20 protein-coding genes are annotated in these 26,900 nt (G+C 72.3%); 17 read left to right on the plus strand and 3 right to left on the minus strand.

Annotated elements, in window-relative coordinates:
* Positions 1-8: 8 nt before the first annotated feature.
* The 10 genes from mrdA (at position 9) to obgE (ending at position 15,941) form a co-directional block, all read left to right on the plus strand.
* Entirely contained in the window at positions 9-2,219 is a 2,211-nt protein-coding gene (gene mrdA, locus OIE69_RS26080; protein ID WP_326576143.1) for a penicillin-binding protein 2, read from the plus strand.
* Positions 2,216-3,412: a rod shape-determining protein RodA gene (gene rodA, locus OIE69_RS26085; RefSeq protein ID WP_326576144.1), complete on the plus strand. Its 1,197-nt coding sequence runs from the start codon at positions 2,216-2,218 to the stop codon at positions 3,410-3,412. Before mrdA ends, rodA begins: the two co-directional genes overlap by 4 nt.
* Before the next feature lie 60 nt (positions 3,413-3,472).
* Positions 3,473-5,008: a CYTH and CHAD domain-containing protein gene (locus tag OIE69_RS26090; protein WP_326576145.1), complete on the plus strand. Its 1,536-nt coding sequence runs from the start codon at positions 3,473-3,475 to the stop codon at positions 5,006-5,008.
* A 114-nt stretch (positions 5,009-5,122) separates the two neighbouring features.
* Positions 5,123-7,048, plus strand: coding sequence for a TIGR03960 family B12-binding radical SAM protein (locus OIE69_RS26095; protein ID WP_326576146.1), 1,926 nt, complete (start codon positions 5,123-5,125; stop codon positions 7,046-7,048).
* Positions 7,049-7,246: 198 nt separating this feature from the next.
* Positions 7,247-8,353 carry a hypothetical protein gene (locus tag OIE69_RS26100; protein ID WP_326576147.1) on the plus strand — a complete coding sequence of 369 codons (1,107 nt, stop codon included), beginning with the start codon at positions 7,247-7,249 and terminating at the stop codon, positions 8,351-8,353.
* Between the two features lie 103 nt (positions 8,354-8,456).
* Positions 8,457-9,230 carry a TIGR03936 family radical SAM-associated protein gene (locus OIE69_RS26105; protein WP_326576148.1) on the plus strand — a complete coding sequence of 258 codons (774 nt, stop codon included), beginning with the start codon at positions 8,457-8,459 and terminating at the stop codon, positions 9,228-9,230.
* Positions 9,231-9,448: 218 nt separating this feature from the next.
* Positions 9,449-13,564 (plus strand): Rne/Rng family ribonuclease, encoded by a 4,116-nt coding sequence (locus tag OIE69_RS26110; protein WP_326576149.1) that lies wholly within the window; start codon positions 9,449-9,451, stop codon positions 13,562-13,564.
* A gap of 233 nt (positions 13,565-13,797) precedes the next feature.
* On the plus strand, positions 13,798-14,118 hold the full coding sequence (gene rplU, locus OIE69_RS26115; protein ID WP_089226915.1) for a 50S ribosomal protein L21: 321 nt from the start codon (positions 13,798-13,800) through the stop codon (positions 14,116-14,118).
* 14 nt (positions 14,119-14,132) lie between these two features.
* On the plus strand, positions 14,133-14,387 hold the full coding sequence (gene rpmA / locus OIE69_RS26120) for a 50S ribosomal protein L27 (protein ID WP_018556585.1): 255 nt from the start codon (positions 14,133-14,135) through the stop codon (positions 14,385-14,387).
* A gap of 114 nt (positions 14,388-14,501) precedes the next feature.
* A complete protein-coding gene (gene obgE, locus OIE69_RS26125; RefSeq protein ID WP_326576150.1) occupies positions 14,502-15,941 on the plus strand; it encodes a GTPase ObgE in 1,440 nt (479 codons plus the stop codon).
* Positions 15,942-16,018: 77 nt separating this feature from the next.
* Here the strand turns inward: obgE and OIE69_RS26130 are convergent, their stop codons facing one another.
* Positions 16,019-17,143, minus strand: a complete 1,125-nt coding sequence (locus tag OIE69_RS26130; RefSeq protein ID WP_326576151.1) for a CDP-alcohol phosphatidyltransferase family protein — start codon at positions 17,141-17,143, stop codon at positions 16,019-16,021.
* Between the two features lie 475 nt (positions 17,144-17,618).
* Positions 17,619-19,655, minus strand: a complete 2,037-nt coding sequence (locus OIE69_RS26135; protein ID WP_326576152.1) for a hypothetical protein — start codon at positions 19,653-19,655, stop codon at positions 17,619-17,621.
* Between the two features lie 340 nt (positions 19,656-19,995).
* Here OIE69_RS26135 and proB point away from each other — a divergent pair, with 340 nt between their 5' ends.
* The 5 genes from proB (at position 19,996) to OIE69_RS26160 (ending at position 24,908) form a co-directional block, all read left to right on the plus strand.
* Positions 19,996-21,150 (plus strand): glutamate 5-kinase, encoded by a 1,155-nt coding sequence (gene proB, locus OIE69_RS26140; RefSeq protein WP_326576153.1) that lies wholly within the window; start codon positions 19,996-19,998, stop codon positions 21,148-21,150.
* Between the two features lie 126 nt (positions 21,151-21,276).
* The gene (locus tag OIE69_RS26145; protein WP_089226911.1) at positions 21,277-21,723 is read left to right on the plus strand and encodes a hypothetical protein; all 447 of its coding nucleotides are present in this window, start codon (positions 21,277-21,279) and stop codon (positions 21,721-21,723) included.
* 91 nt (positions 21,724-21,814) lie between these two features.
* The gene (locus tag OIE69_RS26150) at positions 21,815-23,140 is read left to right on the plus strand and encodes a glutamate-5-semialdehyde dehydrogenase (protein ID WP_326576154.1); all 1,326 of its coding nucleotides are present in this window, start codon (positions 21,815-21,817) and stop codon (positions 23,138-23,140) included.
* A gap of 71 nt (positions 23,141-23,211) precedes the next feature.
* Positions 23,212-23,700, plus strand: a complete 489-nt coding sequence (locus OIE69_RS26155; protein WP_326576155.1) for an SCO2584 family spore wall biosynthesis protein — start codon at positions 23,212-23,214, stop codon at positions 23,698-23,700.
* A 65-nt stretch (positions 23,701-23,765) separates the two neighbouring features.
* Positions 23,766-24,908, plus strand: a complete 1,143-nt coding sequence (locus OIE69_RS26160) for an SCO2583 family membrane protein (protein WP_326576156.1) — start codon at positions 23,766-23,768, stop codon at positions 24,906-24,908.
* Here OIE69_RS26160 and OIE69_RS26165 read toward each other — a convergent pair.
* Positions 24,829-25,950 carry a M48 family metallopeptidase gene (locus OIE69_RS26165; protein WP_326576157.1) on the minus strand — a complete coding sequence of 374 codons (1,122 nt, stop codon included), beginning with the start codon at positions 25,948-25,950 and terminating at the stop codon, positions 24,829-24,831. The two genes, OIE69_RS26160 and OIE69_RS26165, sit on opposite strands and share 80 nt — an antisense overlap.
* A gap of 140 nt (positions 25,951-26,090) precedes the next feature.
* Here OIE69_RS26165 and OIE69_RS26170 point away from each other — a divergent pair, with 140 nt between their 5' ends.
* Both OIE69_RS26170 and nadD read left to right on the plus strand, forming a co-directional pair.
* Positions 26,091-26,249, plus strand: coding sequence for a hypothetical protein (locus OIE69_RS26170; RefSeq protein WP_018556595.1), 159 nt, complete (start codon positions 26,091-26,093; stop codon positions 26,247-26,249).
* A gap of 34 nt (positions 26,250-26,283) precedes the next feature.
* A complete protein-coding gene (nadD, locus tag OIE69_RS26175; RefSeq protein ID WP_089226908.1) occupies positions 26,284-26,865 on the plus strand; it encodes a nicotinate-nucleotide adenylyltransferase in 582 nt (193 codons plus the stop codon).
* Positions 26,866-26,900: the final 35 nt, after the last annotated feature.

Here is a 26,900-nt window from a genome sequence, read left to right on the forward strand (position 1 = left end):
GTGGCGGCGTGAGCAACATCCCCGAGACCGGTCGGACGCCGCGCGTCACGATCCGGTTGGTGGTCCTGCAGATCCTCGTCCTGTCCCTGCTGTTCACCCTCGGCGGGCGGTTGTGGTTCCTGCAGATCCGCGACGGCCGGGAGTACACGGCGCAGGCCAACAGCAACAACGTCCAGGAAGTCGTCGCGCCCGCCGTCCGCGGGTCGATCCTGGACGACAAGGGAGTGGCGCTCGCCGACAACGAGACCCGCCTGGTGGTCTCCGCGAGCCGCACCGACCTGCTGAAGCAGAAGGACGACGGCAAGGCGGCGCTGACCCGGCTCGCCGGCGTGCTGCACATGAAGCCGGAAGAGGTCCTGGGCAAGGTCCGGCTCTGCGACTCGCAGACCCCCAAGCCCTGCTGGAACGGTTCGCCGTACCAGCCGATCCCCATCACCGACGAGGCCACCACCCAGCAGGCGCTGCAGATCATGGAGCGCCGCGAGGACTTCCCCGGCATCACCGCCGAGCCCACAGCGGTGCGCCGCTACACCTCGCCGTTCGGGTCCAACACCTCCCAGGTCCTCGGCTACCTCTCGCCCGTGACGGACGACGAGCTGACCGCCGCGGAGAAGAAGGGCCGGTCGCTGCTGCGCTCGGACCAGATCGGCCGCTCCGGCCTGGAGCGCACCTACGACAGCGAGCTGCGCGGCAAGGCCGGCGTCACCCGCTACGAGGTGGACAACCTCGGCCGGGTCATCGGCAAGGCGGGCGAGACCGCCGCGGAGCCCGGCAGCCATCTGGTCACCAGCATCGACGCACGCGTCCAGAGGGTCGCCGAGAAGGAACTCGACGAGGCGATGAAGGTCGCCCGGAAGACCTTCGACAAGGTCACCGGCAGCCTCTACAAGGCGGACTCCGGCGCGGTCGTCGTCATGGACGTGCACACCGGCCAGGTCATCGCGATGGCCAGCGCGCCCACGTACGACCCGAACGTCTGGGTCGGCGGCATCTCCGCCAAGGACTACGCCAAGCTGACGGGCAAGAAGTCCAACTTCCCGCTGCTCAACAGGGCCATACAGGGTCAGTCGGCCCCCGGCTCGACCTTCAAGGCGATCTCCACCTCGGCCGCCGTGAAGGCCGGCTACGACATCAACGGGCGCTACCCCTGCCCGTCGTCGATGACCATCGGCGGCCGGGTCTTCAACAACTTCGAAGGGGAGAGCGCGGGTTCCATCACCCTCGCCCACGCCCTGGAGATCTCCTGCGACACCGTCTTCTACGGCCTGTCGTACGACCAGTGGCTGAAGGACGGCGGCACCAAGCCCAAGAAGCACCCCAAGGACTGGTTCTACAAGACCGCCAAGGAGTACGGCCTCGGCTCGCTGACCGGCATCGACCTGCCCTCCGAGGTCACCGGACGGATCCCGGACCGGCAGTGGAAGCGGGACTACTACGAGGCCAACAAGAATTACTGGTGCAAGGTCGCCAAGAGCGACAAGCAGGACTACGCCAGCCAGATCGCGCGCGAGAACTGCGTCGACGGCTACGTGATGCGCGCCGGTGACTCCGTCAACTACGCCATCGGCCAGGGCGACACCCTCGTCACCCCGATCCAGATGGCCAACATCTACTCGGCCATCTCCAACGGCGGCACGCTCTACCAGCCGACCATCGGCAAGGCGATCATCAGCGCCGACGGCAAGAAGGTCACCCGCGTCAAGCCGAAGGTGAACGGCAAGGCCCCGGCCACCAAGAACACGTTGAAGTACATCAACGAGGCCCTGGAGGGCGTCGTCACCCACGGTACGGCCGCGTGGCGGTTCGGCGGCTGGCCGCAGGACAAGATCCCGCTGCACGCCAAGACCGGTACCGCGGAGGTCGCCGGGAAGCAGACCACGTCGTGGTTCACGACGTACAGCAAGGACTACGCGATCGTCATGACGATCTCCCAGGGCGGTACCGGCTCCGGCGGTTCCGGCCCGGCCGTCCGCAAGATCTACGAGGCCATGTACGGCGTCCAGAAGGACGGGGCGATCGACAACAAGAAGGCGCTGCTCCCGCACCCCCTGAGCAAGCTGCCGAAGATCGACGCCGACGGCACCATCAAGATCACCAAGGCCGCCTGGGCCGACGTGCCGCAGGTGCCCGCCGCACCGCAGGACACCGTACTGGCGGCCGTCGCGCTGCCCCCGGACCGCACCGGGTACCTGCTGCCGGGCAGGAGGCACCGGTCATGAGCGCGCACAGCTACGCCGCGCGGCGCTTCACCCCCGAACGCGGCACCCTGGGCAAGCTCCTGGCCCGGGACTCGATACTGCGCCGGATGGACTGGCTGCTGCTCGGCGCCGCCCTCGCGCTGTCCCTGATCGGCACGGCGCTGGTGTTCTCCGCGACGCGCAACCGCACGGAACTCACCCACGGGGACCCGTACTACTTCCTGCTGCGGCACATGCTCAACACCGCCATCGGCTTCGCCCTCGCCGCCGGCACGGTCGCCCTGGGCCACCGCCGGCTGCGGGGCGCGGTGCCGGTGCTCTACGCCATCTCGGTGCTGCTGGTGACCGCGGTGCTGACCCCGCTGGGCACCACGGTCAACGGCGCCCACGCGTGGATCGTGCTGGGCGGCGGCTTCTCGCTGCAGCCGTCCGAGTTCACCAAGATCACCATCATCCTGGGCATGGCGATGATGCTGTCCGCACGGGTGGACGCCGGCGACCGGCTCTTCCCCGACCACCGGACGGTCGCCCAGTCCCTCGGCTTCGCCATACTGCCGATGGCGATCGTCATGCTGATGCCCGACCTCGGCTCGGTCATGGTGATGGCGGTCATCGTGCTCGGCGTGCTGCTGGCCTCCGGCGCCTCCAACCGCTGGGTCCTCGGCCTGATCACGGCGGGCGCGGGCGGCGCGATCGCGGTCTGGCAGCTCGGCGTCCTGGACCAGTACCAGATCGACCGCTTCGCCGCCTTCGCCAACCCCGCGCTCGACCCGGCGGGCGTCGGCTACAACACCAACCAGGCGCGCATCGCCATCGGCTCCGGCGGGCTGCTCGGCAAGGGCCTGTTCGAGGGCAGCCAGACCACGGGGCAGTTCGTGCCCGAGCAGCAGACCGACTTCGTCTTCACCGTGGCGGGGGAGGAGCTCGGCTTCGTCGGGGCGGCCCTGATCATCGTGCTGCTGGGCCTGATCATGTGGCGCGGCTGCCGCATCGCCCGCAACGCCACCGACCTGTACGGCACGATCATCGCGGCCGGCGTCGTCGCCTGGTTCGCCTTCCAGTCCTTCGAGAACATCGGCATGACCCTCGGCATCATGCCCGTGGCGGGTCTGCCGCTGCCGTTCGTCTCGTACGGCGGATCGTCGATGTTCGCGGTCTGGATCGCGATCGGGCTGCTGCAGGCCATCCATATGAAGCGGCCCATGTCGGCCTGATCCCGTCCGCCGGGTGAACGCACCATTGCGGCCGGGCGAACCCGCGATTAGGTTCCTGACATGGGGAAGCGTGTCGCGGAGACCGAGCGCAAGTACGAGGCCGCCGAGCAGACCGGTGAGCCCGATCTCGAAGGTCTGCCCGGGGTCGCGGCGGTTCGCGTCCTGGAACCCGCCGAACTGGACGCCGTCTACGTCGACACGTCCGACCTGAGACTGGCCACCCACAGGATCACCCTGCGCCGCCGCACCGGCGGCGACGACGCGGGCTGGCACCTGAAGCTGCCGAGCTCGCAGGCCGACACCCGCACCGAGGTGCACGCGCCCCTCGGCAAGCAGGGCCGCAAGGGCGGCCCCAGGGTGCCCAAGCCGCTGCTGGCCGAGGTCGCCGCGATCGTCCGCGACCGGGAGCTCGTCCCGGTCGTCCGGCTGCGCAACACCCGCAAGCGGGTGCACCTCGTCGACGACGCGGGCGCGCCCCTGGTGGAGATCGCCCACGACCACGTCCGGGCCACCGTCCTCGACCACGGCGACAGGGCCGAGAGCGCCTGGACGGAGGTCGAGACCGAGCTCCTCGACGGCGACACCGCCCTGCTCGACGCCCTGGAGAAGCGGCTCCGCGCGGCGGGGCTGCGGCGCTCGAAGTCCCCCTCCAAGCTCGCCCGGGCCCTCGGCGACCGCCTGGCGACCGCCCCCCGGCCGCCGCAGCCGCCGTCCTCGACCCGCACCGCCGGGGACATCGTCCTGGCCTACGTGCACGAGCAGGTCGCCGCGATCATCGGCTGGGACCCGGCGGTCCGCCGCGACGAGCCGGACTCCGTCCACCAGATGCGGGTCTCCACCCGCCGGCTGCGCAGCGCCTTCAAGTCCTTCCGCCGCGAACTGGACCGCGGGGTGACCGACCCCATCGGCGACGAACTGAAGTGGCTCGCCGGAGTCCTCGGCCTGGAACGCGACCGCGAGGTCCTCGCCGACCGCCTCGGCGACCGCTTGGCCGAGTTGCCGGAGGAACTCGTCACCGAGACCCTCACCGCGCGCATCGGCGGTGACGCCCCCGTCCACGAGGGCGCCCGCAAGGAACTCCTGCGCGAACTGGGAGGCGGCCGCTACTTCCGGCTCCTGGACACCCTGGAGTCACTGCTCACCGACCCGCCGCTGCTCGACGGCGCCGCGGTTGCCGCGGCCAAGGCCGTCGCCGAGGCCGTGGCCCGCGACCACAAGCGGCTGCGCCGGCGCGTCGAGCCCGCCCTGGAGATGGCACCCGGCCACGAGCGCGACCTCGTCCTCCACGACGCCCGCAAGGCCGCCAAGCGGGCCCGCTACAGCGGCGAGGCCGCCCGGGCCGTCCCGGCGCTGCGCAAGCCCGCCAAGAAGCACACCAAGCGCATGAAGGCCGTCCAGCAGCTGCTCGGCGAGCACCAGGACAGCGTCATCTGCCGCGACGCCGTGCTCCGTCTCACCTCCGACGCCCGCGGGGCCGGCGAGGACACCTTCGCGTACGGCGTGCTCTACCAGCTGGAACGCGACCGCGCCGCCGCGGCCGAGCGGCAGCTGCCGAAGGACTGGCCCAAGGCCGACCGCGGCAGACTGGCCGGCTGAGCCGCCGGGACGGCCGTCAGGGGGCGCCCGGCCCGCGTCGGGCGCGGCCGGGAAGCCCTCTGTGACGCGTTACGCTGAATGGTCACCCTTGCCAGCTCACGAAAGACACCTCTGATGCCTGTCGAGTCGGTCTTCCCCCAGCTCGAGGCCCTGCTGCCGCATGTGCAGAAGCCGATCCAGTACGTCGGCGGGGAACTGAACTCCACCGTCAAGCCCTGGGACGAGTGCGACGTCCGTTGGTCCCTGATGTACCCGGACGCCTACGAGGTCGGGCTGCCCAACCAGGGCGTCATGATCCTCTACGAGGTGCTCAACGAGCGCGAGGGGGTTCTCGCCGAGCGCACCTACAGCGTGTGGCCGGACCTCGAGGCGCTGATGCGCGAGCACGGCGTGCCGCAGTTCACCGTGGACGCGCACCGCCCGGTCAAGGCCTTCGACGTGTTCGGCCTCAGCTTCTCCACGGAGCTCGGCTACACCAACATGCTCACGGCCCTTGACCTCGCGGGCATCCCGCTGGAGGCCCGGGACCGCACCGAGGACGACCCCATCGTGCTCGCCGGCGGCCACGCGGCCTTCAACCCGGAGCCCATCGCGGACTTCCTGGACGCGGCCGTGATCGGCGACGGCGAGCAGGCCGTCCTGGAGATCACCGACGTGATCCGCGCCTGGAAGGCGGAGGGCCGCCCCGGCGGACGCGACGAGCTGCTGTTCCGGCTCGCCCGCACCGGCGGGGTGTACGTGCCGAAGTTCTACGACGTGGAGTACCTGGCCGACGGCCGGATCGCCCGCGTCGTCCCCAACCGCTCCGGCGTGCCGTGGCGGGTGTCCAAGCACACCGTCATGGACCTCGACGAGTGGCCGTACCCCAAGCAGCCGCTGGTCCCGCTCGCGGAGACGGTCCACGAGCGCATGTCCGTCGAGATCTTCCGCGGCTGCACCCGCGGCTGCCGCTTCTGCCAGGCCGGCATGATCACCCGCCCGGTGCGCGAGCGCAGCATCACCGGCATCGGCGAGATGGTCGACAAGGGCCTGAAGGCCACCGGATTCGAGGAGGTCGGCCTGCTGTCGCTGTCCTCCGCCGACCACTCCGAGATCGCCGACGTCGCCAAGGGCCTCGCCGACCGGTACACGGAGGACAAGATCGGCCTGTCCCTGCCCTCCACCCGCGTCGACGCCTTCAACATCGACCTGGCCAACGAGCTGACCCGCAACGGCCGCCGTTCGGGTCTGACCTTCGCCCCGGAGGGCGGCTCCGAGCGCATCCGCAAGGTCATCAACAAGATGGTCTCGGAGGAGGACCTGATCCGCACCGTCGCCACCGCCTACGGCAACGGCTGGCGCCAGGTGAAGCTGTACTTCATGTGCGGTCTGCCCACCGAGACCGACGAGGACGTCCTGCAGATCGCCGACATGGCGAAGAACGTCATCCAGAAGGGGCGCGAGGTCACCGGCCAGAACGACATCCGCGCCACGGTGTCGATCGGCGGCTTCGTGCCCAAGCCGCACACCCCGTTCCAGTGGGCCCCGCAGCTCGGCGTCGAGGAGACCGACGCCCGCCTGGAGAAGCTGCGCGACGCCATCCGCGGCGACAGGAAGTACGGCCGCAACATCGGCTTCCGCTACCACGACGGCAAACCGGGCATCATCGAGGGCCTGCTCTCCCGCGGCGACCGCCGCGTCGGCGCCGTGATCCGCGCCGTCTACGAGGACGGCGGCCGCTTCGACGGCTGGCGCGAGCACTTCTCCTACGACCGCTGGATCCGCATGTGCGAGAAGGCGTTCCCGGAGCAGGGCGTCGACCTCGCCTGGTACACCACGCGCGAGCGCACCTACGAGGAGGTCCTGCCCTGGGACCACCTGGACTCCGGCCTCGACAAGGACTGGCTCTGGGAGGACTGGCAGGACGCCCTCGACGAGACCGAGGTCGAGGACTGCCGCTGGACGCCCTGCTTCGACTGCGGGGTGTGTCCTCAGCTGGACACCCACATCCAGATCGGCCCGACGGGCAAGAAGCTGCTCCCGCTGACCGTGGTGAAGTAGCCCGACGCGGACACGAAGGCCCCCGCCGCACGGCGGGGGCCTTCGTGCGTACGGGGAGCGGAACGACCGTCAGGCCGGCTTCGCGGCAGGGCGGTTGATGCCGGGGCCGGGGCGCGTCGTCGTCCCGCGCCGCCCGTGGGGAGGCCGGGTTCCGCCCCGGGGAGGGGGAAGGCGCGCTTCCGGGCTTACCGTTCGGGCATGGAGGAACGGGGGAACGCCGGTGGGTACGGCGAGAACGGGGACGGCTGCCTGACGGTGGCGGTCAGGATGCCGGCGCGGATCGTCGCGCTGGTGGTGGTGCTTCCGCTGCGTATCGCGTGGGACGCCCTGACGGTGGCGGGCCGGGCCCTGGGGCGGTTCGGGAAGTGGCTGGTCCGGGTGCTCGTGGCCGCCCCCGCGGTGGCGCTGTGGCGGTACGTGCTGGCGCCGGTGGGTCGGGCCGTGGGGTGGGCGGTGCTGGGGCTGGTCCGGTACCTGGTCGTGCTCCCGACGGTGGCGCTGTGGCGGTACGTGCTGGCGCCGGTGGGACGGGCCGTGGGGTGGGCGGTGCTGGGGCTGGTCCGGTACCTGGTCGTGCTCCCGACGGTGGCGCTGTGGCGGTACGTGCTGGCGCCGGTGGGACGGGCCGTGGGGGTCGCCGTGGGGTGGGCGGTCTCCGTGCTGGTCGTCCTGCCGCTGGCCGCGCTGTGGCGGTACGTGCTCGTCCCGCTGGGCCGGGCGTCCGGCGCGGGGGTGGTGTGGGTGCTCCGGACACTCCTGGTGGTGCTCTTGGCGGCGCTGTACCGCCATGTCCTGGTGCCGGTGGCCGCCGGGGCGGCGTGGCTGGCCCGGTGGGCGGTCCGGGTGCTCGTCGTGGTTCCGGCGGTCGCGCTGTACCGCCACGTCCTGGTGCCGGTGGCCCGGGCGGCGGCGTGGCTGGTGCGGTGGGTGGTCGTGGCCCCGCCGCTCCTCCTGTGGCGCCGGGTGCTCGTGCCGGTCGCCCGGGAGGTCCGGGACGCCCTGCTGGTGGCCTGGCGCGTGGCGGGGTACGTCTCACGCGTCGTGGGGCGGGCGCTGAAGTGGCTGGTCACGGTGGTCCTGGTGGTTCCGGCGGCCTGGGTGTGGCGCGCTCTGGTGCTGCCCGTGTGGCGGCCGGTGCGGCGGGCGGCGGCCGAGGCACGCCATGCGGTGCGCGACGCGCTGGCCGCGGTGCGGGAGACCGTGCGCGGGGTGCGGGCCGATCTGCGTACCGCGCTGACGGGCGCGCCGCGACCGGTGGAGCGCGGCGGGCGCCGTGGGGAACCGGAAGGCCGGAACCCCCAGTAATCTGGAAGACGACAAGCAACCCCGTCCGGGGTGACCAAGACGCACGAGGGACTGAACGACACTGGGCAAGCGACAGCCCGAAGGCCCGCCGCCCGCACCCGCGGTGCAGCGCATCCGACTGCGCTACACCAAGCGCGGCCGCCTCCGGTTCACCAGCCACCGCGACTTCCAGCGCGCATTCGAGCGGGCGCTGCGGCGCGCCGAGGTGCCCATGGCGTACTCGGCGGGCTTCACTCCGCACCCCAAGGTGTCGTACGCCAACGCCGCACCCACCGGCGTCGCGAGCGAGGCCGAGTACCTGGAGATCGCGCTCAGCGAGGCCCGTGAGCCGGAGAAGCTGCGCCTGCTGCTGGACGAGTCGCTGCCGGACGGCCTCGACGTGGTCGACGCCGTCGAGGCCCGCACCTCGGGGCTCGCCGAGCGGCTGGAGGCGTCCGTGTGGCAGCTGCGACTGGACGGTGTGGAGCATGCCGCGGCCGAGCGGGCCGTGGCCGCGTTCCTCGCCGCCGGGACCGTCGAGGTCCAGCGCATGACGAAGAACGGCGTGCGGACTTTCGACGCGCGCGAGGCCGTCGCCCGGCTCGAAGCGGTGGATCCGCAGGTGGCCGGGGCCCGAGAAGGTATCTTCGAACAGGGTGCCGATAGGCCGACACCAGCAGCTTGTGCGATACTGCGGCTGGTTGTTCGGCATGTGACACCTGCCGTACGACCCGACGACGTCCTGTCCGGCCTCCGTGCGGTGGCCGACCTCGCGCCGCCGGTCCCCGCTGCGGTGACCAGGCTGGCGCAGGGGCCGCTCCATGAGGAGACCGGTACGGTGACCGATCCGCTTGCGCCCGACCGCGATGCCGCGGCGGTGCCGGAGGGTTCCGCCTAGGACCGTCGTCGTTGTGCGGCCGACGCATCTGGGGAAACCCGGGTCCGGCAGCACACATCAGACGAGACTTTCGTCGGCCCGTTAGGGCGGTGCCGACGAGCGAAACGACAGCTCCCGTGTGGCGCCCGCGCCCCCGGGCGGTGGAACCGCGAGGACGCGGACCGCCGCGAACCGGACCAGGGTGCGGCGCCCGGGAGCGTGACGGGAGATATGCCCGCATGCTCGAGCAGAACGAGCCGAACCAGGCGCCCGAGAACGGCGCCACCGAAGCCGCCTCCGGCGGCACCGACACCGAGGCGACGGCCGCTCCGCGCCGCCGTCGCCGGGCGGCGAGCCGTCCGGCGGGTCCGCCCGCGGCCGGCGAGGCCGCCCAGGACGTGACCTCCGCTACAGCGGCAGCGGCCGCCGAGCCGCCGGCCATACCGGCCGAGACCCCCTCCGCCGAAACCGAGGCAGCCCCCGCGCGGACCCGCCGCCGGGCGACCCGCAAGGCGGCCGCCCCGGAGCAGCCGCCCGCCGGATCCGCGCAGGAGACGGCCGAGGCCGCCCCCGCCCCGGCCCGCCGTCGCGCGACGCGGAAGTCCGCGGCCCCGGCGACCGCCCCCGAGGCCCCCGCCGCGCAGACGCCTGCCACCGAGACCCCTGCCACCGAGACCCCCGTGGCGGAGCAGGCCGAGCAGCCGGCCGCCCCGGCCCGTGGCCGGCGCCGTGCCACGCGCAAGGTGACCAGCCCCGAGCCCGCCCCGGCCGCCGAGGAGACGAGTGGCCCCGCGGCCACCGCCGACACGCAGGCCAAGGAGCTCCAGGCCGATCTGCCGCTGCACGCCGAGGCCGCCCCCGTGGCGGAGCAGGCCGAGCAGCCGGCCGCCCCGGCCCGTGGCCGGCGCCGTGCCACGCGCAAGGTGACCAGCCCCGAGCCGGCCCCGGCCGAGGACGCGGCGGTGGCCGTGGCCGCCGCCGACGCTCCGGCGAAGGCCCTCCAGGAGGAGCCCACCGAGCGTCCGAAGCGCGGGAGGGCCGAGAAGCCCCAGGCCGAGAAGTCCAGGGCCACCCGTTCGCGTCGGCGCACCGCTCCGGCCGCCTCCTTCCTCGCCGCCGACGACGGCTCGCGCCGTCTGAAGCCGGGCGCGCTCGCGCCGCGTGAGGAGGCGCGGGCCGAGGCCGGCGGCGAGGCCGCCGCGACCGCCGCCCCGGAGCAGCGCACCTACACCGCCAAGGCCGTCCCGGACGGTTCCGGCTGGGCCGTCGAGGTCGAGGACGCCTACGAGATCCGCGGCTACGGCGACACCGTCGACGAGGCCCGCCTCGCCGCGGTCGCGGCCGTCGCTGAGGCGTTCGGCGTCCCCGCCGACACGATTGTCATCGAGGTGCAGGAAGCGCAGGGCGCCGAGGTCGAGCCCGAGGTCGTGCCCGAGCCCGAGCCCGAGGTCGCGCCCGAGCCCGAGGCTGCTCCCGCGCGTGGCCGGCGCCGGGTCGTGCGCCCGCCCGTGGCCGTGTTCCAGGCGCCGGTGTTCCAGGCCCCCACCGCCGCGCAGGCCGTGCAGCCCGCGGAGCACGAGGAGCCGGAGGAGCCCGAGGCCGAGGAGTACGCCGGCGGACGCCGCCGTCGCCGCCGTCGCCGTGGCGAGCCCGCGGAGGCCGTGGAGGCCGTGGAGGCCGCGCAGACCGCCGTCACGGAGCAGGCCGACGAGGAGCCCGAGGCCGCCCACGAGGACGAGGCGGAGGCCGAGGAGCACGAGGCCGACGAGCACGAGGACGAGGGCGGCGAGCGGATCTCCCGCCGGCGCCGTCGCGGTGGCCGTCGTCGTCGTCGCGGTGAGGCCGCCGACGGCGACGAGACCGCCGGTGAGGACGAGGAGGCCGAGGACGAGGGCGCCTCGGACGAGGGCGAGGACGACGAGGAGCAGGACGCCGAGAACAGCAGCACCAGCCGCCGCCGTCGCCGTCGGCGCCGCCGCGGCGGTGACGGTCCGGCCGAGGAGAGCCTGGGCGAGGACGCGCCGGAGCGCACGGTCGTCAAGATCCGTGAGCCGCGCAAGCCGTCCGAGCCGGTCGACGAGGTGCAGTCCATCAAGGGCTCCACTCGTCTGGAGGCCAAGAAGCAGCGCCGCCGCGAGGGCCGCGAGCAGGGCCGCCGCCGGGTGCCGATCATCACCGAGGCCGAGTTCCTGGCCCGCCGCGAAGCGGTCGACCGTGTGATGGTCGTCCGTGAGAACGGCGACCGGACGCAGATCGGCGTGCTGGAGGACGGCGTCCTCGTCGAGCACTACGTCAACAAGGAGCAGGCCACCTCGTACGTCGGCAACGTCTACCTGGGCAAGGTCCAGAACGTGCTGCCGTCCATGGAGGCCGCGTTCGTCGACATCGGCAAGGGCCGCAACGCCGTCCTGTACGCCGGTGAGGTCAACTTCGAGGCGCTGGGCATGGGCAACGGCCCGCGGCGCATCGAGGCGGCCCTCAAGTCCGGCCAGTCGGTGCTGGTCCAGGTCACCAAGGACCCGATCGGCCACAAGGGCGCGCGTCTGACCAGCCAGGTCTCGCTGCCCGGCCGCTACCTGGTCTACGTGCCCGAGGGCTCGATGACCGGCATCAGCCGCAAGCTGCCCGACACCGAGCGCGCCCGGCTGAAGCAGATCCTCAAGAAGATCGTCCCCGAGGACGCGGGCGTCATCGTGCGCACCGCCGCCGAGGGCGCGAGCGAGGACGAGCTGCGCCGCGACGTCGAGCGGCTGCAGTCGCAGTGGGAGGACATCCAGAAGAAGGCCAAGAGCGGCAACGCCCCGTCGCTGCTCTACGGCGAGCCGGACATGACCGTCCGGGTCGTCCGCGACATCTTCAACGAGGACTTCGGCAAGGTCATCGTCAGCGGCGACACCGCCTGGGAGACCATCCACGGCTACGTCTCGCACGTCGCGCCGGACCTGGCGGAGCGGCTTGGCCGCTGGACCTCCGAGGTCGACGTCTTCGCCACGTACCGGATCGACGAGCAGCTGCTGAAGGCGCTGGACCGCAAGGTCTGGCTGCCGAGCGGCGGTTCGCTGGTGATCGACCGGACCGAGGCGATGGTCGTCATCGACGTCAACACCGGCAAGTTCACCGGCCAGGGCGGCAACCTGGAGGAGACGGTCACCAGGAACAACCTGGAGGCGGCCGAGGAGATCGTGCGCCAGCTGCGGCTGCGCGACCTGGGCGGCATCATCGTGATCGACTTCATCGACATGGTGCTGGAGTCCAACCGCGACCTCGTCATGCGCCGGCTGCTGGAATGCCTGGGCCGGGACCGCACCAAGCACCAGGTGGCCGAGGTCACCTCGCTGGGCCTGGTGCAGATGACCCGCAAGCGGGTGGGCCAGGGCCTGCTGGAGTCCTTCTCCGAGACCTGCGTGCACTGCAACGGCCGCGGCGTCATCGTCCACATGGACCAGGCCGCGGCGACCGGTGGCGGCGGCAAGCGCAAGCGCCGTCGCGGCGGTGCGGCGGAGGAGCACGCGGTCGCGGAGACCGCCGCCGTCACCGAGGCCGAGGAGGCCGCGGAGGAGGCTCCCGAGCTGGAGCCGGTCGCGGTCACCGAGGCAGAGCTGGTGCCCGCGGTCGGCGGGGACGAGGAGTGGTACAGCAGCCCGGCGGAGGCCGAGGCGGCGGTCGGCCGGCGTTCCCGGCGGCGGGCCTCGCGACGGGTCACCGCTCCGGTGAGCTCGCCGGACGCCACGGCCGAGATCGTCACCGTCGTCCCGGCGGTCGCGCCGGTCACCGAGCCCCAGGCGGCGGAGGCCGCGACGGCCACCGCCGTCGAGACGCCCGTCGCCGTGGGCGCGGCCGAGCCGGCGGAGGAGCCCGTGGCACCGGTCCGCGGCCGGCGCCGGGCTACCCGCAAGGCCACCGCGCCGAGCGCGCCCGCCGGTGAGGCCGCCACCGTGGTGGTCTCCGCGGCGGAGACGGCCGTCCCGGCACCGGCCCCCGAGCCGGAGCCCGTGGCGGAGGTCCAGGAGCCGGCGGCGCCGGTCCGCCGGCGTGCCACGCGTCGGGCGTCCGCCCCCGCGGGCGCGCCGTCCTCCGGCGAGGAGGCCGCGGTCGTGGTCGTCCCCGGTACCGAGGCGCAGCCGGAGCAGACCCCGGCGGCCGAGGCGGGGACGGTGGAGACCGAGACCGCCGAGACGGAGCCGAAGAAGCGGGCCGCGCGCAAGACGGCCGCGAAGAAGGCGCCGGCGAAGAAGGCCGTCGCGAAGAAGACGGCCGCCAAGAAGACCGCTGTCAAGAAGACCGCGGCCAAGAAGACGACGGCGAAGAAGGCCGCCGCCAAGGCCACGGCCGAGGCGCCCACCGAGGCGTCCTGACCCAGGGTCACCGTCCGCGGGCCGTTCCCCACCGGGGGACGGCCCGCGGTGCGTCCGGGGTCGCGCACGCGCCGGTTTGACCCGGTCGGGGACGCCCCGTAACCTTGACCTTCGGCGTTTTGACGCCCATTCCTGAGCACCTTCCTACCGGCCACGGCCGGCAGAGGCCCCCCATGCATCGCAGGGACGGCTGGCGTCAGGAGTGACGATCCGAGCGAGAGAGTGAGTTACGCGTGTACGCAATCGTGCGCAGCGGTGGTCGCCAGCACAAGGTGGCCGTCGGCGACGTCGTCGAGGTTGACAAGATTTCCACTGGCAAGGTTGGCGACGCGGTCGAGCTCTCGACGCTGCTCGTCGTCGACGGCGACGCGGTCACCAGCGACCCGTGGGTGCTGGCCGGGATCAAGGTCCAGGCCGAGATCGTGGACCACCACAAGGGCCAGAAGATCGACATCCTCCGGTACAAGAACAAGACCGGCTACCGCCGTCGTCAGGGTCACCGCCAGCAGTACACGGCGCTGAAGATCACCGGCATCCCCGCCGCTGCGAAGTAAGGGACTGAAGAGAGATGGCACACAAGAAGGGCGCATCGTCCACCCGGAACGGTCGCGACTCCAATGCCCAGCGGCTCGGCGTCAAGCGCTTCGGCGGCCAGGTCGTGAACGCCGGTGAGATCATCGTCCGCCAGCGCGGCACCCACTTCCACCCCGGCGCGAGCGTCGGCCGTGGCAAGGACGACACGCTGTTCGCCCTCGCCGCCGGTGCGGTCGAGTTCGGCACCAGCCGTGGTCGCAAGGTCGTGAACATCGTCCCGGTCGCCTGATCGGCCGCGATACGACTTCACCGAGGGCGGATCCTGTTTCCCGGACGGGAAGCAGGTCCGCCCTCGATGTGTTGAAGCCCAAGACATCCCGTACGTATCTGGAGGAACATCCGCATGACCACCTTCGTGGACCGCGTCGAGCTGCACGTCGCCGCGGGTAGCGGAGGCCATGGCTGCGCCTCCGTGCACCGGGAGAAGTTCAAGCCGCTGGGCGGCCCGGACGGCGGCAACGGCGGCCGTGGCGGTGATGTGACGCTGGTCGTCGACCAGTCGGTCACCACGCTCATCGACTACCACCACCACCCGCACCGCAAGGCCACCAACGGCAAGCCCGGCGAGGGCGGCAACCGTTCGGGCAAGGACGGCACGGACCTGGTCCTGCTCGTCCCGGACGGCACCGTCGTCATGGACAGCCGCGGCAACGTGCTCGCGGACCTCGTCGGCCACGGCACCACCTTCATCGCCGGCCAGGGCGGCCGCGGCGGCCTCGGCAACGCGGCGCTGGCCTCCGCGCGCCGCAAGGCGCCGGGCTTCGCGCTGCTGGGCGTGCCGGGCCAGAGCCGGGACCTCGTCCTGGAGCTGAAGACGGTCGCGGACGTGGCGCTGGTCGGCTACCCGAGCGCGGGCAAGTCCTCGCTCATCTCCGTGCTCTCGGCCGCCAAGCCGAAGATCGCGGACTACCCCTTCACCACTCTCGTCCCCAACCTCGGCGTGGTCACGGCCGGTTCGACGGTCTTCACCGTCGCCGACGTCCCCGGACTCATCCCGGGCGCCAGCGAGGGGCGGGGCCTGGGCCTGGAGTTCCTGCGGCACGTGGAGCGCTGCAGCGTCCTGGTGCACGTCCTGGACACCGCCACCCTGGAGTCCGATCGCGACCCGCTGAGCGACCTCGACGTCATCGAGGCGGAGCTGCGGGCGTACGGCGGTCTCGAGGACCGTCCGCGCATCGTCGTCCTCAACAAGGTGGACATCCCCGACGGCCAGGACCTCGCCGACATGGTCCGCCCCGAGCTGGAGGCGCGCGGCTACCGGGTCTTCGAGGTGTCCGCGGTGGCCCACAAGGGCCTCAACGAGCTGTCCTACGCCCTCGGTGGCATCGTGGCCGAGGCGCGGGCCGCCCAGCCGGTCCAGGAGGCCACCCGCATCGTCATCCGGCCCAAGGCCGTGGACGACTCCGGCTTCACCGTCACCGCCGAGGAGGGCCTCTACCGCGTCCGCGGCGAGAAGCCCGAACGCTGGGTGCGCCAGACCGACTTCGCCAACGACGAGGCTGTCGGCTACCTCGCCGACCGGCTCGCCCGCCTCGGTGTCGAGGAGGCACTGGTCAAGGCCGGCGCCCGCGAGGGCGACGAGGTCGTCATCGGCGCCGAGGACGACGCCGTGGTCTTCGACTGGGAGCCGTCGGTGGCGGCCGGCGCCGAGATGCTCGGACGCCGTGGCGAGGACCACCGCTTCGACACGCCCCGCCCCGCCGCGCAGCGTCGCAAGGACCGCGACGCCGAGCGGGACGACGTCCAGGAGCAGTTCGAGGGCTTCGACCCCTTCGAGTCCTGAGCCGCGGCAACAAGTGACGAGGGCCGGTTCCCCCGCGATCAGCGGGGGGACCGGCCCTCGTCGTCGTGCCGTGCGGTTCAGCTCACGGACGCCTGGAGCGGGGTCGCGCCCTCCTCTTCGGCCTCCTCGGCGCCTTCCTGCTCGCGGATCTCCGCCTCGAGCTGCGCCATGACGCCCTCGAAGTCGCGGGTGGAGAGCAACAGCTTGTAGATGATGGCGAGTTCGAAGGTCAGCAGCAGCACGGCCGCGCCGATCGTGACGCCGACGATGGCACCGGTGAGCGGGGCGATGATGAAGACCGCCATCTGGAACTCGATGCCGCTGATGAGGTGCGGCCGCACACGGTGCTTGATCAGGAAGTCGCGGAACTTCTCGTAGGGGCCGAAGCGCTTCTTGAAGGTCTGCTGGAGGTCGATGACGCGCTTCGGGCCGTGCTCGGGCGACGGGGCGTCCGCGTCCGCGTCGGTCGCCTCGGTCGCCTCGGCGGAGCCGTCCGTCGTGGCCGGCGCATTCGCCGTGGCGGTGTCGGGGCCGGTCCACTGCGCGGGCACGTTCCGCGGGCCGGGCTCGACGGCGTCGAGCACCGCGGCCGCGGCCTGGGCGTCCGCATCGGCCTGCGTCTCGTCGTCCTCGGCCCGCTCGCGGAGCAGGTCCTCCATGAAGGCGGTCGGCTTGGCCGCCTCGACCCGCTGCAGCCGCTTCTGGATCTTCTTGCGCATCCCGGCCCGCACCTTGAAGATCTGCAGCGCGTCGAGGTAACGCAGCGCGTCCAGGAAGATCACCGCGAGGGCGAGCCACATGTAGACGGGCTTGTCGGTGCGGTAGAACTGCCCGCCCATCAGGGCCGCGGCGCAGCAGACGACGCGGATGCGGTCGAAGATGTAGTCGAGCCAGGCGCCGAACTCGGAGCCGTTGCCGGTCAGGCGCGCGAGCTTCCCGTCCATGCAGTCGAGGATGAAGCTGACGTGGTAGAGCACGGCGCCGAGGATGAGCCACTTCCAGTCGGCCATCGCGAAGCACGCCGCCGCGCCGAGGCCGAGGACGAGGGCGCCCCAGGTGATCTGGTTCGGGGTGACGCGGGTCCACCTGGCCGTCCAGCGCACCAGCGGGGTGGCCACCGGATCGACCAGGAACACGGTCCACCAGGCGTCCCGCTTCTTCTCGGTGAGGCGCCGTACTTCCGCGAGCGGCGGTATTTCCATGAACCAGGAACCTTTCGAGGCGGGACGGGGGGATCGAACATGCTTGCGGTTCAGATGGGGGCGGGAGGGCGGCGCGCCCGTCAGGACGGCTCTTGCATCCACCGCAGGTACGACACCCGGCGACGCCCAATGGTTGCACGGGTGAATGGAGAGTAAACAAAAAGTTGTCGAATGGTATCCCGCGACCCATTCGTCCAGGGGCCCGCGGAACCCGTCCGGGAGGCGGCAGGGCGCACGGACCGGGGAAGTTCTCGCTCCGTCCGCCGAGGCGTTTCCCGGGACGGGGTGGCGATCGTGGCAGACGGCACCCCTTGCGCGGCGCCGTCCGCCTCGAGGGCGATGCCGTTGCCAGGGGGAGCCGGTGCCCGTCCCCCGTACGGGCGACGGGCGCAGAGGGCGGGCACAAAGAAGGAGGCCTCCGGCGGAACGTGGTCGTTCCGGCCGGAGGCCTCCCCGGTGGGTCAGCGCGCCCCGGTCACAGGGCGCCGGCCCGCTGCCGCGGGACTACCTGTGCGGTGCCGCGGGCGGCCTTGGCGCGCCGCTCGTCCACGCGGGCCGCGAGGGTGTGCACGGCCTCCTGGAAGCGTTCCGCGGAGGTGGGCGCGGCCGGGCCCAGCAGATGGTCCCGCAGCTCCTCGCGCGCCGTGGCCAGTGTGTCCTCGGCGGTGCCCCGTGCCACCTTCAGCAGGCTGTCGAGTCCCTTGCCCTTCGGGGTCAGCACGGTGCCGGCGCGGACGGTCGGGAAGGTCTCGCGGAAGCCGTCCTCGGACAGGTCCGTGGTGTTGGTGACCGCGTAGGGCTTGCCGCTCACGATGAACTCGGAGATCACGCTGGACACGTCGGTGATCAGGACGTCGGAGTGGTTGAAGCAGGAGTAGAGGCCGGGCCTCTCGGCGGTGAGCACCTGGTGCTCCGCCGCGGGGCGCACCGTCCAGTAGACGGCCTCCCATTCCTCCGTCGCGCGCCGCATGGCCTCGGTGACGCTGATCTCCCCGGCCACGCCCTTGTCGGCCATGCGCTCCAGGTCGTCCGCGGTGCTCAGCGACCAGGCGGCGGTGAGCCGGTCGAGCTCCTGCTCGGTCCGCTCCAGCAGAGCGAGCTGCTCGGGCGACGGGTCCGTCTGCGGACGCGACCTGTTGGCTTCCTGGATGAGCTCGATGATGCGCTGGTTGGCGGCGCCGGCCCGCGGGTCCACGGACCCGGTCAGGGGGTGCGGCCGGTAGAGGAGCCGGACCCCGGGGTCGGCGAGCAGCTTGCTGACGAGCTTCTCGCCCGCCAGGACGATCGAGGTGTTGCCCGGGTCGTCGGTCCACCCCTCCCAGGTGGGCGCGTACAGGACCGTGACCGGCTCCCCGGCCCCCACCGGACCGGAAGCGCGCTCGACGCCGGCCAGCTGGGGACGGCCGACCTCCACGATGTCGTCGTCCGCCACACCGACCGCGGCGAGGGCGTAGCGCTCGCGGGCGGCGGGGCCCGCCACCCAGACCTCGTCGTAGGCCTTCGCGTAGGGGTTGCAGCTGGACAGCTTGTCGCTCTCGCCGTGGTTGACGAAGGCGTGCATGATCGACGGGATGCGCAGTACCTGGGAGGTCTTGGGCGCGTTGGCCGGGTGAAGCAGCACCTTGAGGCTGGAGTCGTCGAGCCGCATGAGGTCGGCGACCTTCGGCAGGCACACGATGGGGAGGTCGGTGGGGCCGATGCGTGACACCATTCCCCGCTCACGCAGCACGATCAGGGGCCGGCCTTCGAGCTTGGCCAGCGCGGGCAGCCACATGTTCGCCTGGTACGCGGAGCTGCTGCCGCCGGAGAAGTACATGCCGACAGTGGGGCGGTAGTCCCGCAGCCACGCGTCGAACCACTCCATGACCTCTTCCTGCTGCGGGGCGCGCCGTCCGCGAAGGACGGCGGCGGCGAGCACCGCCAGGGCCACGGCCGCCAGGACCACGGAAAGGCCGACGCCCGCGAGGGCCCACACGGTGTGCCCGGTGACCGCGGTGACCGACAGCCCCGCGACGGCGGTGAGCTCGATCAGCAGCAGTCGCAGTCCGGGCCGGCGGGTGATCACGGACGGTGGAGCGGACGGCAGGCTGAGGGCGGAGGTGTCGATGTTCCGCGTGATGACCGGGAGCCTCCGGCCCCGCTGCACCAGGACGCCGCCGGCCTGAAGCACGACGTGCGCGCCGTGCACGGCCAGCAGCCCGCCGAGGCAGAGCAGGAGGAACGTCGTCGACGGCCCGTCGTGCAGCCGCAGCAGCCCGATCACGAGCAGCAGGTCGCGCAGCGCCTGCCGCGTGACCGCTTCGGCCTGCAACTGGCCGAGGATCTTCGGCGGGGTGCCCTTGGCGGCGTGCAGGCGGAGGTCGGCGGCGTAGCCGATCGCCGCGGCGCCGACCAGTAGCGCCGTGCCGGGGAGTGCCACACCCACGATCTGGGCGATCAACGCGCAGGCCTGCAACAGCAGCAGCAGCGCGAAATGGATGGTCTCCGTCCTGGTCTCCATGGTGCGTTTCACAGCGGGCAACCTACCATTCAAAAGGATGAGGTCTTTTGGCTCGAACGGCCGTGCAACTGCCCTGCACAGGAGGTCTGATGGCCGGGGAACGGAAGCCGTGCGGGCACCGTCCCGTGTGAGATATCACAAGCGAATGGCTCCTCTTGACCGCATGGACCGCCCGCATGCGGTTTGAGTCCTTCGGTGACAAAGGTTCATGCTATGCGAATTTCCCGCCCCGCCCTTTGGGTCCTTGGTCCCGTAAGGCCGGTCCTTCCGGCCCGTCCGCTGGGTGGATGCCGGCGGCACCGGGTCGCCCTTCTGCCGTAGATTGCGAAGCCGGGAGAGGAAAGGGACGGACGTGGCGAGCGCGAGGCAGGACGTGGCGGAGGCCCGGCGGGTCGTGGTCAAGGTCGGGTCGAGTTCGCTGACGACGGCGGCCGGCGGCCTGGACGCCGACCGGGTGGACGCCCTCGTGGACGTGCTGGCCAAGGCGGGCGGAACCCGTGAGGGCGCGGCGCAGGAGGGCTCGGCCGTCAAGGAGGTCGTCCTGGTCTCCTCCGGTGCCATCGCCGCGGGCCTGGCGCCGCTCGGGCTGGCCCGGCGGCCGCGGGACCTGGCCCGGCAGCAGGCCGCCGCCAGCGTCGGCCAGGGCCTGCTCGTCGCCCGCTACACGGCCTCCTTCGCCCGGTACGGAGTACGGGTCGGCCAGGTGCTGCTCACCTCCGACGACATGAGCCGCCGGGCGCACTACCGCAACGCCTACCGCACGCTGGACAAGCTGCTCGCCATGGGCGCCATGCCGATCGTCAACGAGAACGACACGGTGGCCACCGACGAGATCCGGTTCGGCGACAACGACCGCCTCGCCGCGCTCGTCGCCCACCTGGTCCGCGCCGACCTGCTCGTCCTGCTCTCCGACGTCGACGGCCTCTACGACGGCGACCCCGCCCTCCCGGGCACCTCGCGCATCGAGGAGGTCCACGGGCCGCAGGACCTGGAGGGCGTCTCCATCGGCAGCGCGGGCAAGGCCGGCGTCGGCACCGGGGGCATGGTCACCAAGGTCGAGGCCGCCCGGATCGCCGCCGGCGCCGGCATCCCGGTCGTGCTCACCTCCGCCTCGCGGGCCGCGGACGCGCTGGCCGGCCGGCGTACGGGCACCCTCTTCCACGCCACGGGCAAGCGCTCCGCCGACCGGCTGCTGTGGCTGGCCCACGCCTCCGCCCCGCTCGGCGCGCTCATCCTGGACGACGGCGCCGTGCAGGCGGTCGTCAAGCGCCGCACCTCACTGCTGCCGGCGGGCATCGCGGCCGTCGAGGGCCACTTCGCCGCCGGTGACCCGGTGGAACTGCGCGACGCCTCCGGCCACGCCGTCGCGCGCGGCCTGGTGAACTTCGACGCCAAGGAACTGCCGCGGCTGCTCGGGCGCTCCACCCGCGAACTGGCACGGGAGCTCGGCCCCGCCTACGAGCGCGAGGTCGTGCACCGGGACGACCTCGTACTGCTGCACCACTGAGGCGGACCTCCTTCGTGGTTACTTCGTGAAAACCGCCCCGCGGCCGCTCCCGGGCTGCTGGACTTTGAGGGCAGAGCACGGAATCCGGCCAGGGACGTGACGACAGGGACGACAGGGAGGCCGCCGGTGAGACGAGGGCGCCCGGGGGCATCGTCGTCCCGAGGGACGGCGGAGCGGACACTGGTGAGCGTGACGAGCGACGACACCGCCCCGCCGGCGCGGGAGCGCCCCGTGTCCCGGCTCTGGCACGTGACGCTCAGCGTCTCCGGGCCCGAGGCCCCGCTCGCCGAGGTCCGGCGCGCGCTGGAGCAACTCGCGAACGACCATCCCTTCCTGCTCACCAGCCGGTACGCGGCCGACCACGCCGAGATCCGGTACTGGGAGGAGGCCCGCGACCTGCACGACGCCGCCGCCATCGCGCTGCGGCTGTGGGGCGAGCACCGCTCCTCCGCCAACCTGCCGCCCTGGGAGACGGTCGGCCTGGAGGTCATCGACCGCGAGACCTACCACCAGCGGCTCGCGGAGGGCTACGGGCCGCCCCCGGCGGCGCCCGTCGGAGTGCACCCCTACTGAGCCGAGGCGGCCTCCGCGCCGTGCGCCGCACGGGTCTCACCCCCCGGAAAGCCGTCCCGTCGCGTGGCGCCCACGCCGTACCCTGGCGGCTATGAGCAGCCGCAGCCACAGCAACGACGACCTCGCCGCCTCCCTGCCCTCGCCGTGGCCGAAGAGCCCGGTGCTGCAGGCCGCCTACCGCGCCCGCTCTGCCGCCGCCGACCTCGCGCCGCTGCCGCGCTCGGTGAAGGACGACGCGCTGCTGGCCATCGCCGACGCCCTGGTCGTCCGCACGCGGGAGATCGTCGAGGCCAACGCCGCGGACGTCGCCCGCGCCCGCGAGGCGGGGACCGGCGAGTCGATCGTGGACCGGCTGAGGCTGACCCCCGAGCGGGTCCGGGCCATCGCCTCCGACGTTCGGGACGTGGCCGGCCTGCCCGACCCGGTCGGCGAGGTGGTGCGCGGCTCGACGCTGCCCAACGGGCTGGACCTGCGCCAGATCCGGGTGCCGCTGGGCGTGGTCGGCATCATCTACGAGGCCCGGCCCAACGTCACCGTGGACGCCGCCTCGCTGTGCCTGAAGTCCGGCAACGCGGTGCTGCTGCGCGGCTCCTCCTCCGCCCTCCACTCCAACTCCGCGCTGGTGACGGTGGTGCGCGACGCGGTCGGCGGCGCCGGACTGCCCGCCGACGCCGTGCAGTTGGTGCCGGGGGAGAGCCGGGAGTCGGTGCGCGAGCTGATGCGTGCCCGCGGCATGGTCGACGTGCTCATCCCGCGTGGCGGCGCCTCCCTCATCAAGACGGTGGTCGAGGAGTCCATCGTCCCGGTGATCGAGACCGGCACCGGCAACTGCCATGTCTACGTGGACGCGCAGGCCGACCTCGACATCGCCGTCTCGGTCCTGCTCAACTCCAAGGCGCAGCGCCCGAGCGTGTGCAACGCGGCGGAGACGCTGCTGGTGCACCGGGACATCGCCGCCGACTTCCTGCCGCGCGCCCTGGACGCGCTGGCCGAGGCCGGGGTCACCGTGCACGCCGACGACCGGGTGCGGGAACTGGCCGGCACGTGCGGCACCAAGGCCACCGTCGTCCCTGCCACCGCGGAGGACTGGGAGACCGAGTACCTGAGCAACGACATCGCCGCCGCCGTGGTGGACTCGCTGGACGCGGCCGTGCAGCACATCCGGCTGTGGTCGTCCGGGCACACCGAGGCCATCGTCACCACATCGCAGCCGGCCGCCCGCCGATTCACCCGGTTGGTGGATTCCGCGGCCGTCGCCGTCAACGCCTCGACCCGGTTCACCGACGGCGGCCAGTTCGGCTTCGGCGCGGAGATCGGCATCTCCACCCAGAAGCTGCACGCCCGCGGCCCCATGGGCCTGCCCGAGCTGACCTCGACCAAGTACGTCTACACCGGGGACGGTCACGTACGCGGCTGACCGGCGGCGGCGGACGGAGAGAGTTTCCCGGCGGCCTGCCCAATCCGCGTCATCGGCCCTATTCTGGACGGGTGCCGGACGAACTGGGGGGCAAGCCGTTCCCGGACGGCGAGGACCACGGTGGCGCGGATGACGAATTCGCGTCCGTGGTGCTCGACGAGGCCTTCATACGGGCGGCAGCCTTCCACGAACCCAGCGCCCACGAGCGCATGCTCGCCGCCGCCACGGCACAGGCCGAGGCCGAGGCGTCCCGCCCCCGCGTCCTGAGCGGGGAGGACGCCGCCGCTCCGTTCGACCGGGAGGACGCCGGGCGCTCCACGGAGGACGAGGAGTACGAGGACCTCTACTCCCAGCGCAGCCCCTACCGGGGCAACGGGCGCTGGCACCGTACGGTGGCGTGGGTGCTGGCCGTGGTGATGGGCATCGGCGTCGTCGCACTGACGTTCGCGGCGGTCTACCGGGGTGCGGGCGGGGGCCGCCAGCCCTCCGTCCCGCCCTCCCCGACCGGCCGGATCGGGGCCCCGTCGCTCCCCCCGGTGGCGGTCAGCCACAGCCCCTGAGCGCCGCCCGAACTTGTCTCCTTCCAGGACGTTTTAATGGGCCCTGACAGACCTACGCTTGTTGTATGGCCGGGCCTGGAGACCCACCGGAGGGGAACCCCGAGGGCTCCCCGGGAGGTGGTGAGGACGAGTACCGATCCGTCGTCTTCGACGAATCGTTCGTGCGCGCTGCCCGGATACAGGAGTTCTCCGCGCGGGAGCGGCTGGACGGATCGGCCCGCTCGGTGCGCACCCGCCGACTCTGGGCGCGCGGCGGCGCCCCGCGGCAGGCGCTGGTCCTCGTCCTCCTGATCGCCGTGGCCTTCGGTACCGCCGTCTACCTGGGGATACGCAACCCCTACGACCCGCCCGCCCCTCCCGTGGCGGAGCCGCTGCGGATCACCCTGCTGCCGCTCGCCCCCACGGCCGCGGTGGCCGCGGTGGACCGCGCCCGGCCCTACGCCGGGCAGCGCGCCGAGCACTACCGGGCCGGCGGGGACGGCTACGCGCTGCCGCCGGCGCGCCGCACCGCGCACTTCAGCGAGAGCCAGGTCATGCAGGCACTGGTCTCCGCCAAGGAGTACCTGGTCGCCTCCTCCGCCGATCCGGGTGCCCTGACCGGCGGGGACGTCCGCACGGTGCGCACCATGCTCGACCCCGGCCAGCTCGACCAGTTCGACCACAGCCTGGAGCGCCCCGCCGACGACGGGCGCCACGCGGCGACCGGCTGGCTGGTGCGCTTCGACCCCGGCCGGGTCGCCCTCGCCGACGACGAGGTCAGGGTGCGCGGCACCATGACCGTGGCCGAGGCGGGGGAGGAGGCCCTGGAGGTCGTCACCGACCACACCCTGGTCTACGCCGTGCAGGCCGCCGCCGGGGACAGCGGCCAGGCCTCGCTGTTCACCGTGCGGCGCGAGCTGCGGCTGCGCTTCGACCGCGCGGACCTGCGCGACAAGCACGTGGAGCTGCTGCAGGCCGCCGTCGAGGCCGGCCCCCTGTCCTGCGTCGGCGCGCCCGTGGCGCACTTCCTGCCGCTGCTGGCCGGGCAGCGGCCCCCGGTGCAGCCCGGGGTCGATCCCCACGACCACCGCCACGAGATCAGCTCGGTCTGCGGGGTGCTCGCCCCGGCCCCGGCGGCCGGACCGGCGATCAGCCCTCCGGCGGCGGGTCCTGCGAGTCCTTCGGCGGGCGCCCCGAGGAGTCTGGGCCCGAGCCCGGCGTCCCGGTGAAGCGGTCGCGCAGCCGGCCGCCGATGTCGCCGGCCCCCGACCCGATGTCGGAGAGCAGCTTCATGAGCGGGTCCTTGCTCGTCTTCACCGTTTCGGCGTAGTGGCTCGCGGATTCCTTGAACGAGTCGTAGACGGAGGTGTCCTTGTCCTCGCCGCGCCGCGGGTAGTGCCCGTCCATGATGCGCTGGTGGTCGCGGCTCGCGGCCCATTTCTTCAGCTCCGCGGCGCGCACGGTGGTGAACGGGTGGCTGCGCGGCAGAACGTTGAGGATCTTCAGCACGGAGTCGCGCAGGTCGCCGGACTCCTCGTACTCCTCGGCCTGCTTCAGGAAGGCGTCCACGTTCATCTCGTGCAGGTGGTTGCCGCCGGCGATCTTCATCAGACCGCGCATGGACGCCTGCAGGTCCTGGCCGACCAGGAGCCCGGCCCGGTCCGCGGAGAGCTCCGACTTGCGGAACCACTCGCGCAGCGCGGTGACGATCGCCATGATCGCGAGGTTGCCGAGCGGTATCCACGCGACCCGCAGCGCCAGGTTGGTCAGGAAGAGCAGGATCGTGCGGTAGACGGCGTGGCCGGACAACGCGTGACCGACCTCGTGGCCCACGACGGCCCGCATCTCCTCCTCGTCCAGCAGCTCCACGAGCCCGGTGGTGACGACGATGATCGGCTCGTCCAGGCCGATGCACATCGCGTTGGGCCGCGGATCCTGGGTGACGTACATCGGCGGGACCTTGGGCAGGTCGAGGATGTAGCAGGCGTCCCGCAGCATGTCGTTGAGGTGCGCGAACTGCTGGTCGCTCACGCGCACCGAGTCCGAGAGGAACAGCAGCCGCAGCGAGCGCTCCGGCAGCAGGCCGCTGAGCGCCTTGAAGACGGTGTCGAAGCCGCTCAGCTTGCGCAGCGCCACCAGCGCGGAGCGGTCCGCAGGGTGTTCGTACGCGCGCGAGGAGATCCCCTCGAAACGCCGCCGGTTGCGTCCGGGCAGCCGCTGCCCGTCCTTCCCGCCGCCGTTCGCACCGCTCGAATCGTTCGGACCGGACATATGTCCCCGCCCCCCTGCTCGCCCGTTGGGTACGTAGTGAGGACGCGCGGAGCCACCGCGAAGTTCCGCCCGGACCGCCCGTACGATGTTGCCCGAGTCCTCCGCCCGTCGACAGACCCGAAGCCACCAAGGGACGCCGAATGACCTCCTACGCGACCGCCGCCGTTCTGACCACGCTCGCCGAGGGCGAGGGCGGCGGCAACCACGAGAGCCTGAGCCCGTACCTCACCGGCGGCGGCGCGCTGTTCGCGCTGCTGCTCCTGCTCTTCATCACCACGCGCTTCAACCGCGACCGCTGAGCTCGATCAGGTGATGCGGGTAGGGTCTATCCGCATGAAGAAGCGAATCGGTGTGATGGGTGGGACGTTCGATCCCGTCCACCACGGCCACCTCGTCGCGGCCAGCGAGGTGGCGCACCTTTTCCAGCTGGACGAGGTGGTCTTCGTGCCCACCGGCCAGCCCTGGCAGAAGAGCACCCAGAAGGTGTCGGCGGCCGAGGACCGTTACCTGATGACGGTGATCGCCACCGCGTCGAACCCGCAGTTCTCGGTCAGCCGCAGCGACATCGAGCGCGGTGGCCGCACGTACACGATCGACACGCTCCGCGACCTGCGGGCCGAGCACCCCGAGGCGGAGCTGTTCTTCATCACCGGGGCGGACGCGCTGGCCCAGATCTTCTCCTGGCGCAAGGCCGAGGAGCTGTTCTCCCTGGCGCACTTCATCGGCGTCACCCGCCCCGGGCACACCCTGTCCGACCCCGGCTTCCCGGCCGGCGGGGTCTCCCTGGTGGAGGTGCCCGCCCTGGCGATCTCCTCGACCGACTGCCGTCAGCGGGTCGCCAAGGGGGAGCCGGTCTGGTATCTCGTGCCCGACGGCGTCGTGCGCTACATCGACAAACGCAGGCTGTACCGGTAAGTGATCAGCGGCTGATCGGCAACTGGAGGGGTCCC

This window comes from Actinacidiphila glaucinigra (genome assembly GCF_035918135.1).
In the GTDB taxonomy this organism is placed as follows: Bacteria; Actinomycetota; Actinomycetes; order Streptomycetales; family Streptomycetaceae; genus Actinacidiphila; species Actinacidiphila glaucinigra.

Bases quoted from the DNA above. Each gene is read 5' to 3' on its own strand.
- OIE69_RS26090 (WP_326576145.1), top strand. From the start codon at position 3,473: ATGGGGAAGCGTGTCGCGGAGACCGAGCGCAAGTACGAGGCCGCCGAG.
- OIE69_RS26165 (WP_326576157.1), bottom strand. From the start codon at position 25,950: ATGTCCGGTCCGAACGATTCGAGCGGTGCGAACGGCGGCGGGAAGGAC.
- nadD (WP_089226908.1), top strand. From the start codon at position 26,284: ATGAAGAAGCGAATCGGTGTGATGGGTGGGACGTTCGATCCCGTCCAC.
- rodA (WP_326576144.1), top strand. From the start codon at position 2,216: ATGAGCGCGCACAGCTACGCCGCGCGGCGCTTCACCCCCGAACGCGGC.
- OIE69_RS26160 (WP_326576156.1), top strand. From the start codon at position 23,766: ATGGCCGGGCCTGGAGACCCACCGGAGGGGAACCCCGAGGGCTCCCCG.
- rpmA (WP_018556585.1), top strand. From the start codon at position 14,133: ATGGCACACAAGAAGGGCGCATCGTCCACCCGGAACGGTCGCGACTCC.
- OIE69_RS26110 (WP_326576149.1), top strand. From the start codon at position 9,449: ATGCTCGAGCAGAACGAGCCGAACCAGGCGCCCGAGAACGGCGCCACC.
- OIE69_RS26170 (WP_018556595.1), top strand. From the start codon at position 26,091: ATGACCTCCTACGCGACCGCCGCCGTTCTGACCACGCTCGCCGAGGGC.
- OIE69_RS26095 (WP_326576146.1), top strand. From the start codon at position 5,123: ATGCCTGTCGAGTCGGTCTTCCCCCAGCTCGAGGCCCTGCTGCCGCAT.
- OIE69_RS26100 (WP_326576147.1), top strand. From the start codon at position 7,247: ATGGAGGAACGGGGGAACGCCGGTGGGTACGGCGAGAACGGGGACGGC.
- OIE69_RS26150 (WP_326576154.1), top strand. From the start codon at position 21,815: ATGAGCAGCCGCAGCCACAGCAACGACGACCTCGCCGCCTCCCTGCCC.
- OIE69_RS26130 (WP_326576151.1), bottom strand. From the start codon at position 17,143: ATGGAAATACCGCCGCTCGCGGAAGTACGGCGCCTCACCGAGAAGAAG.
- obgE (WP_326576150.1), top strand. From the start codon at position 14,502: ATGACCACCTTCGTGGACCGCGTCGAGCTGCACGTCGCCGCGGGTAGC.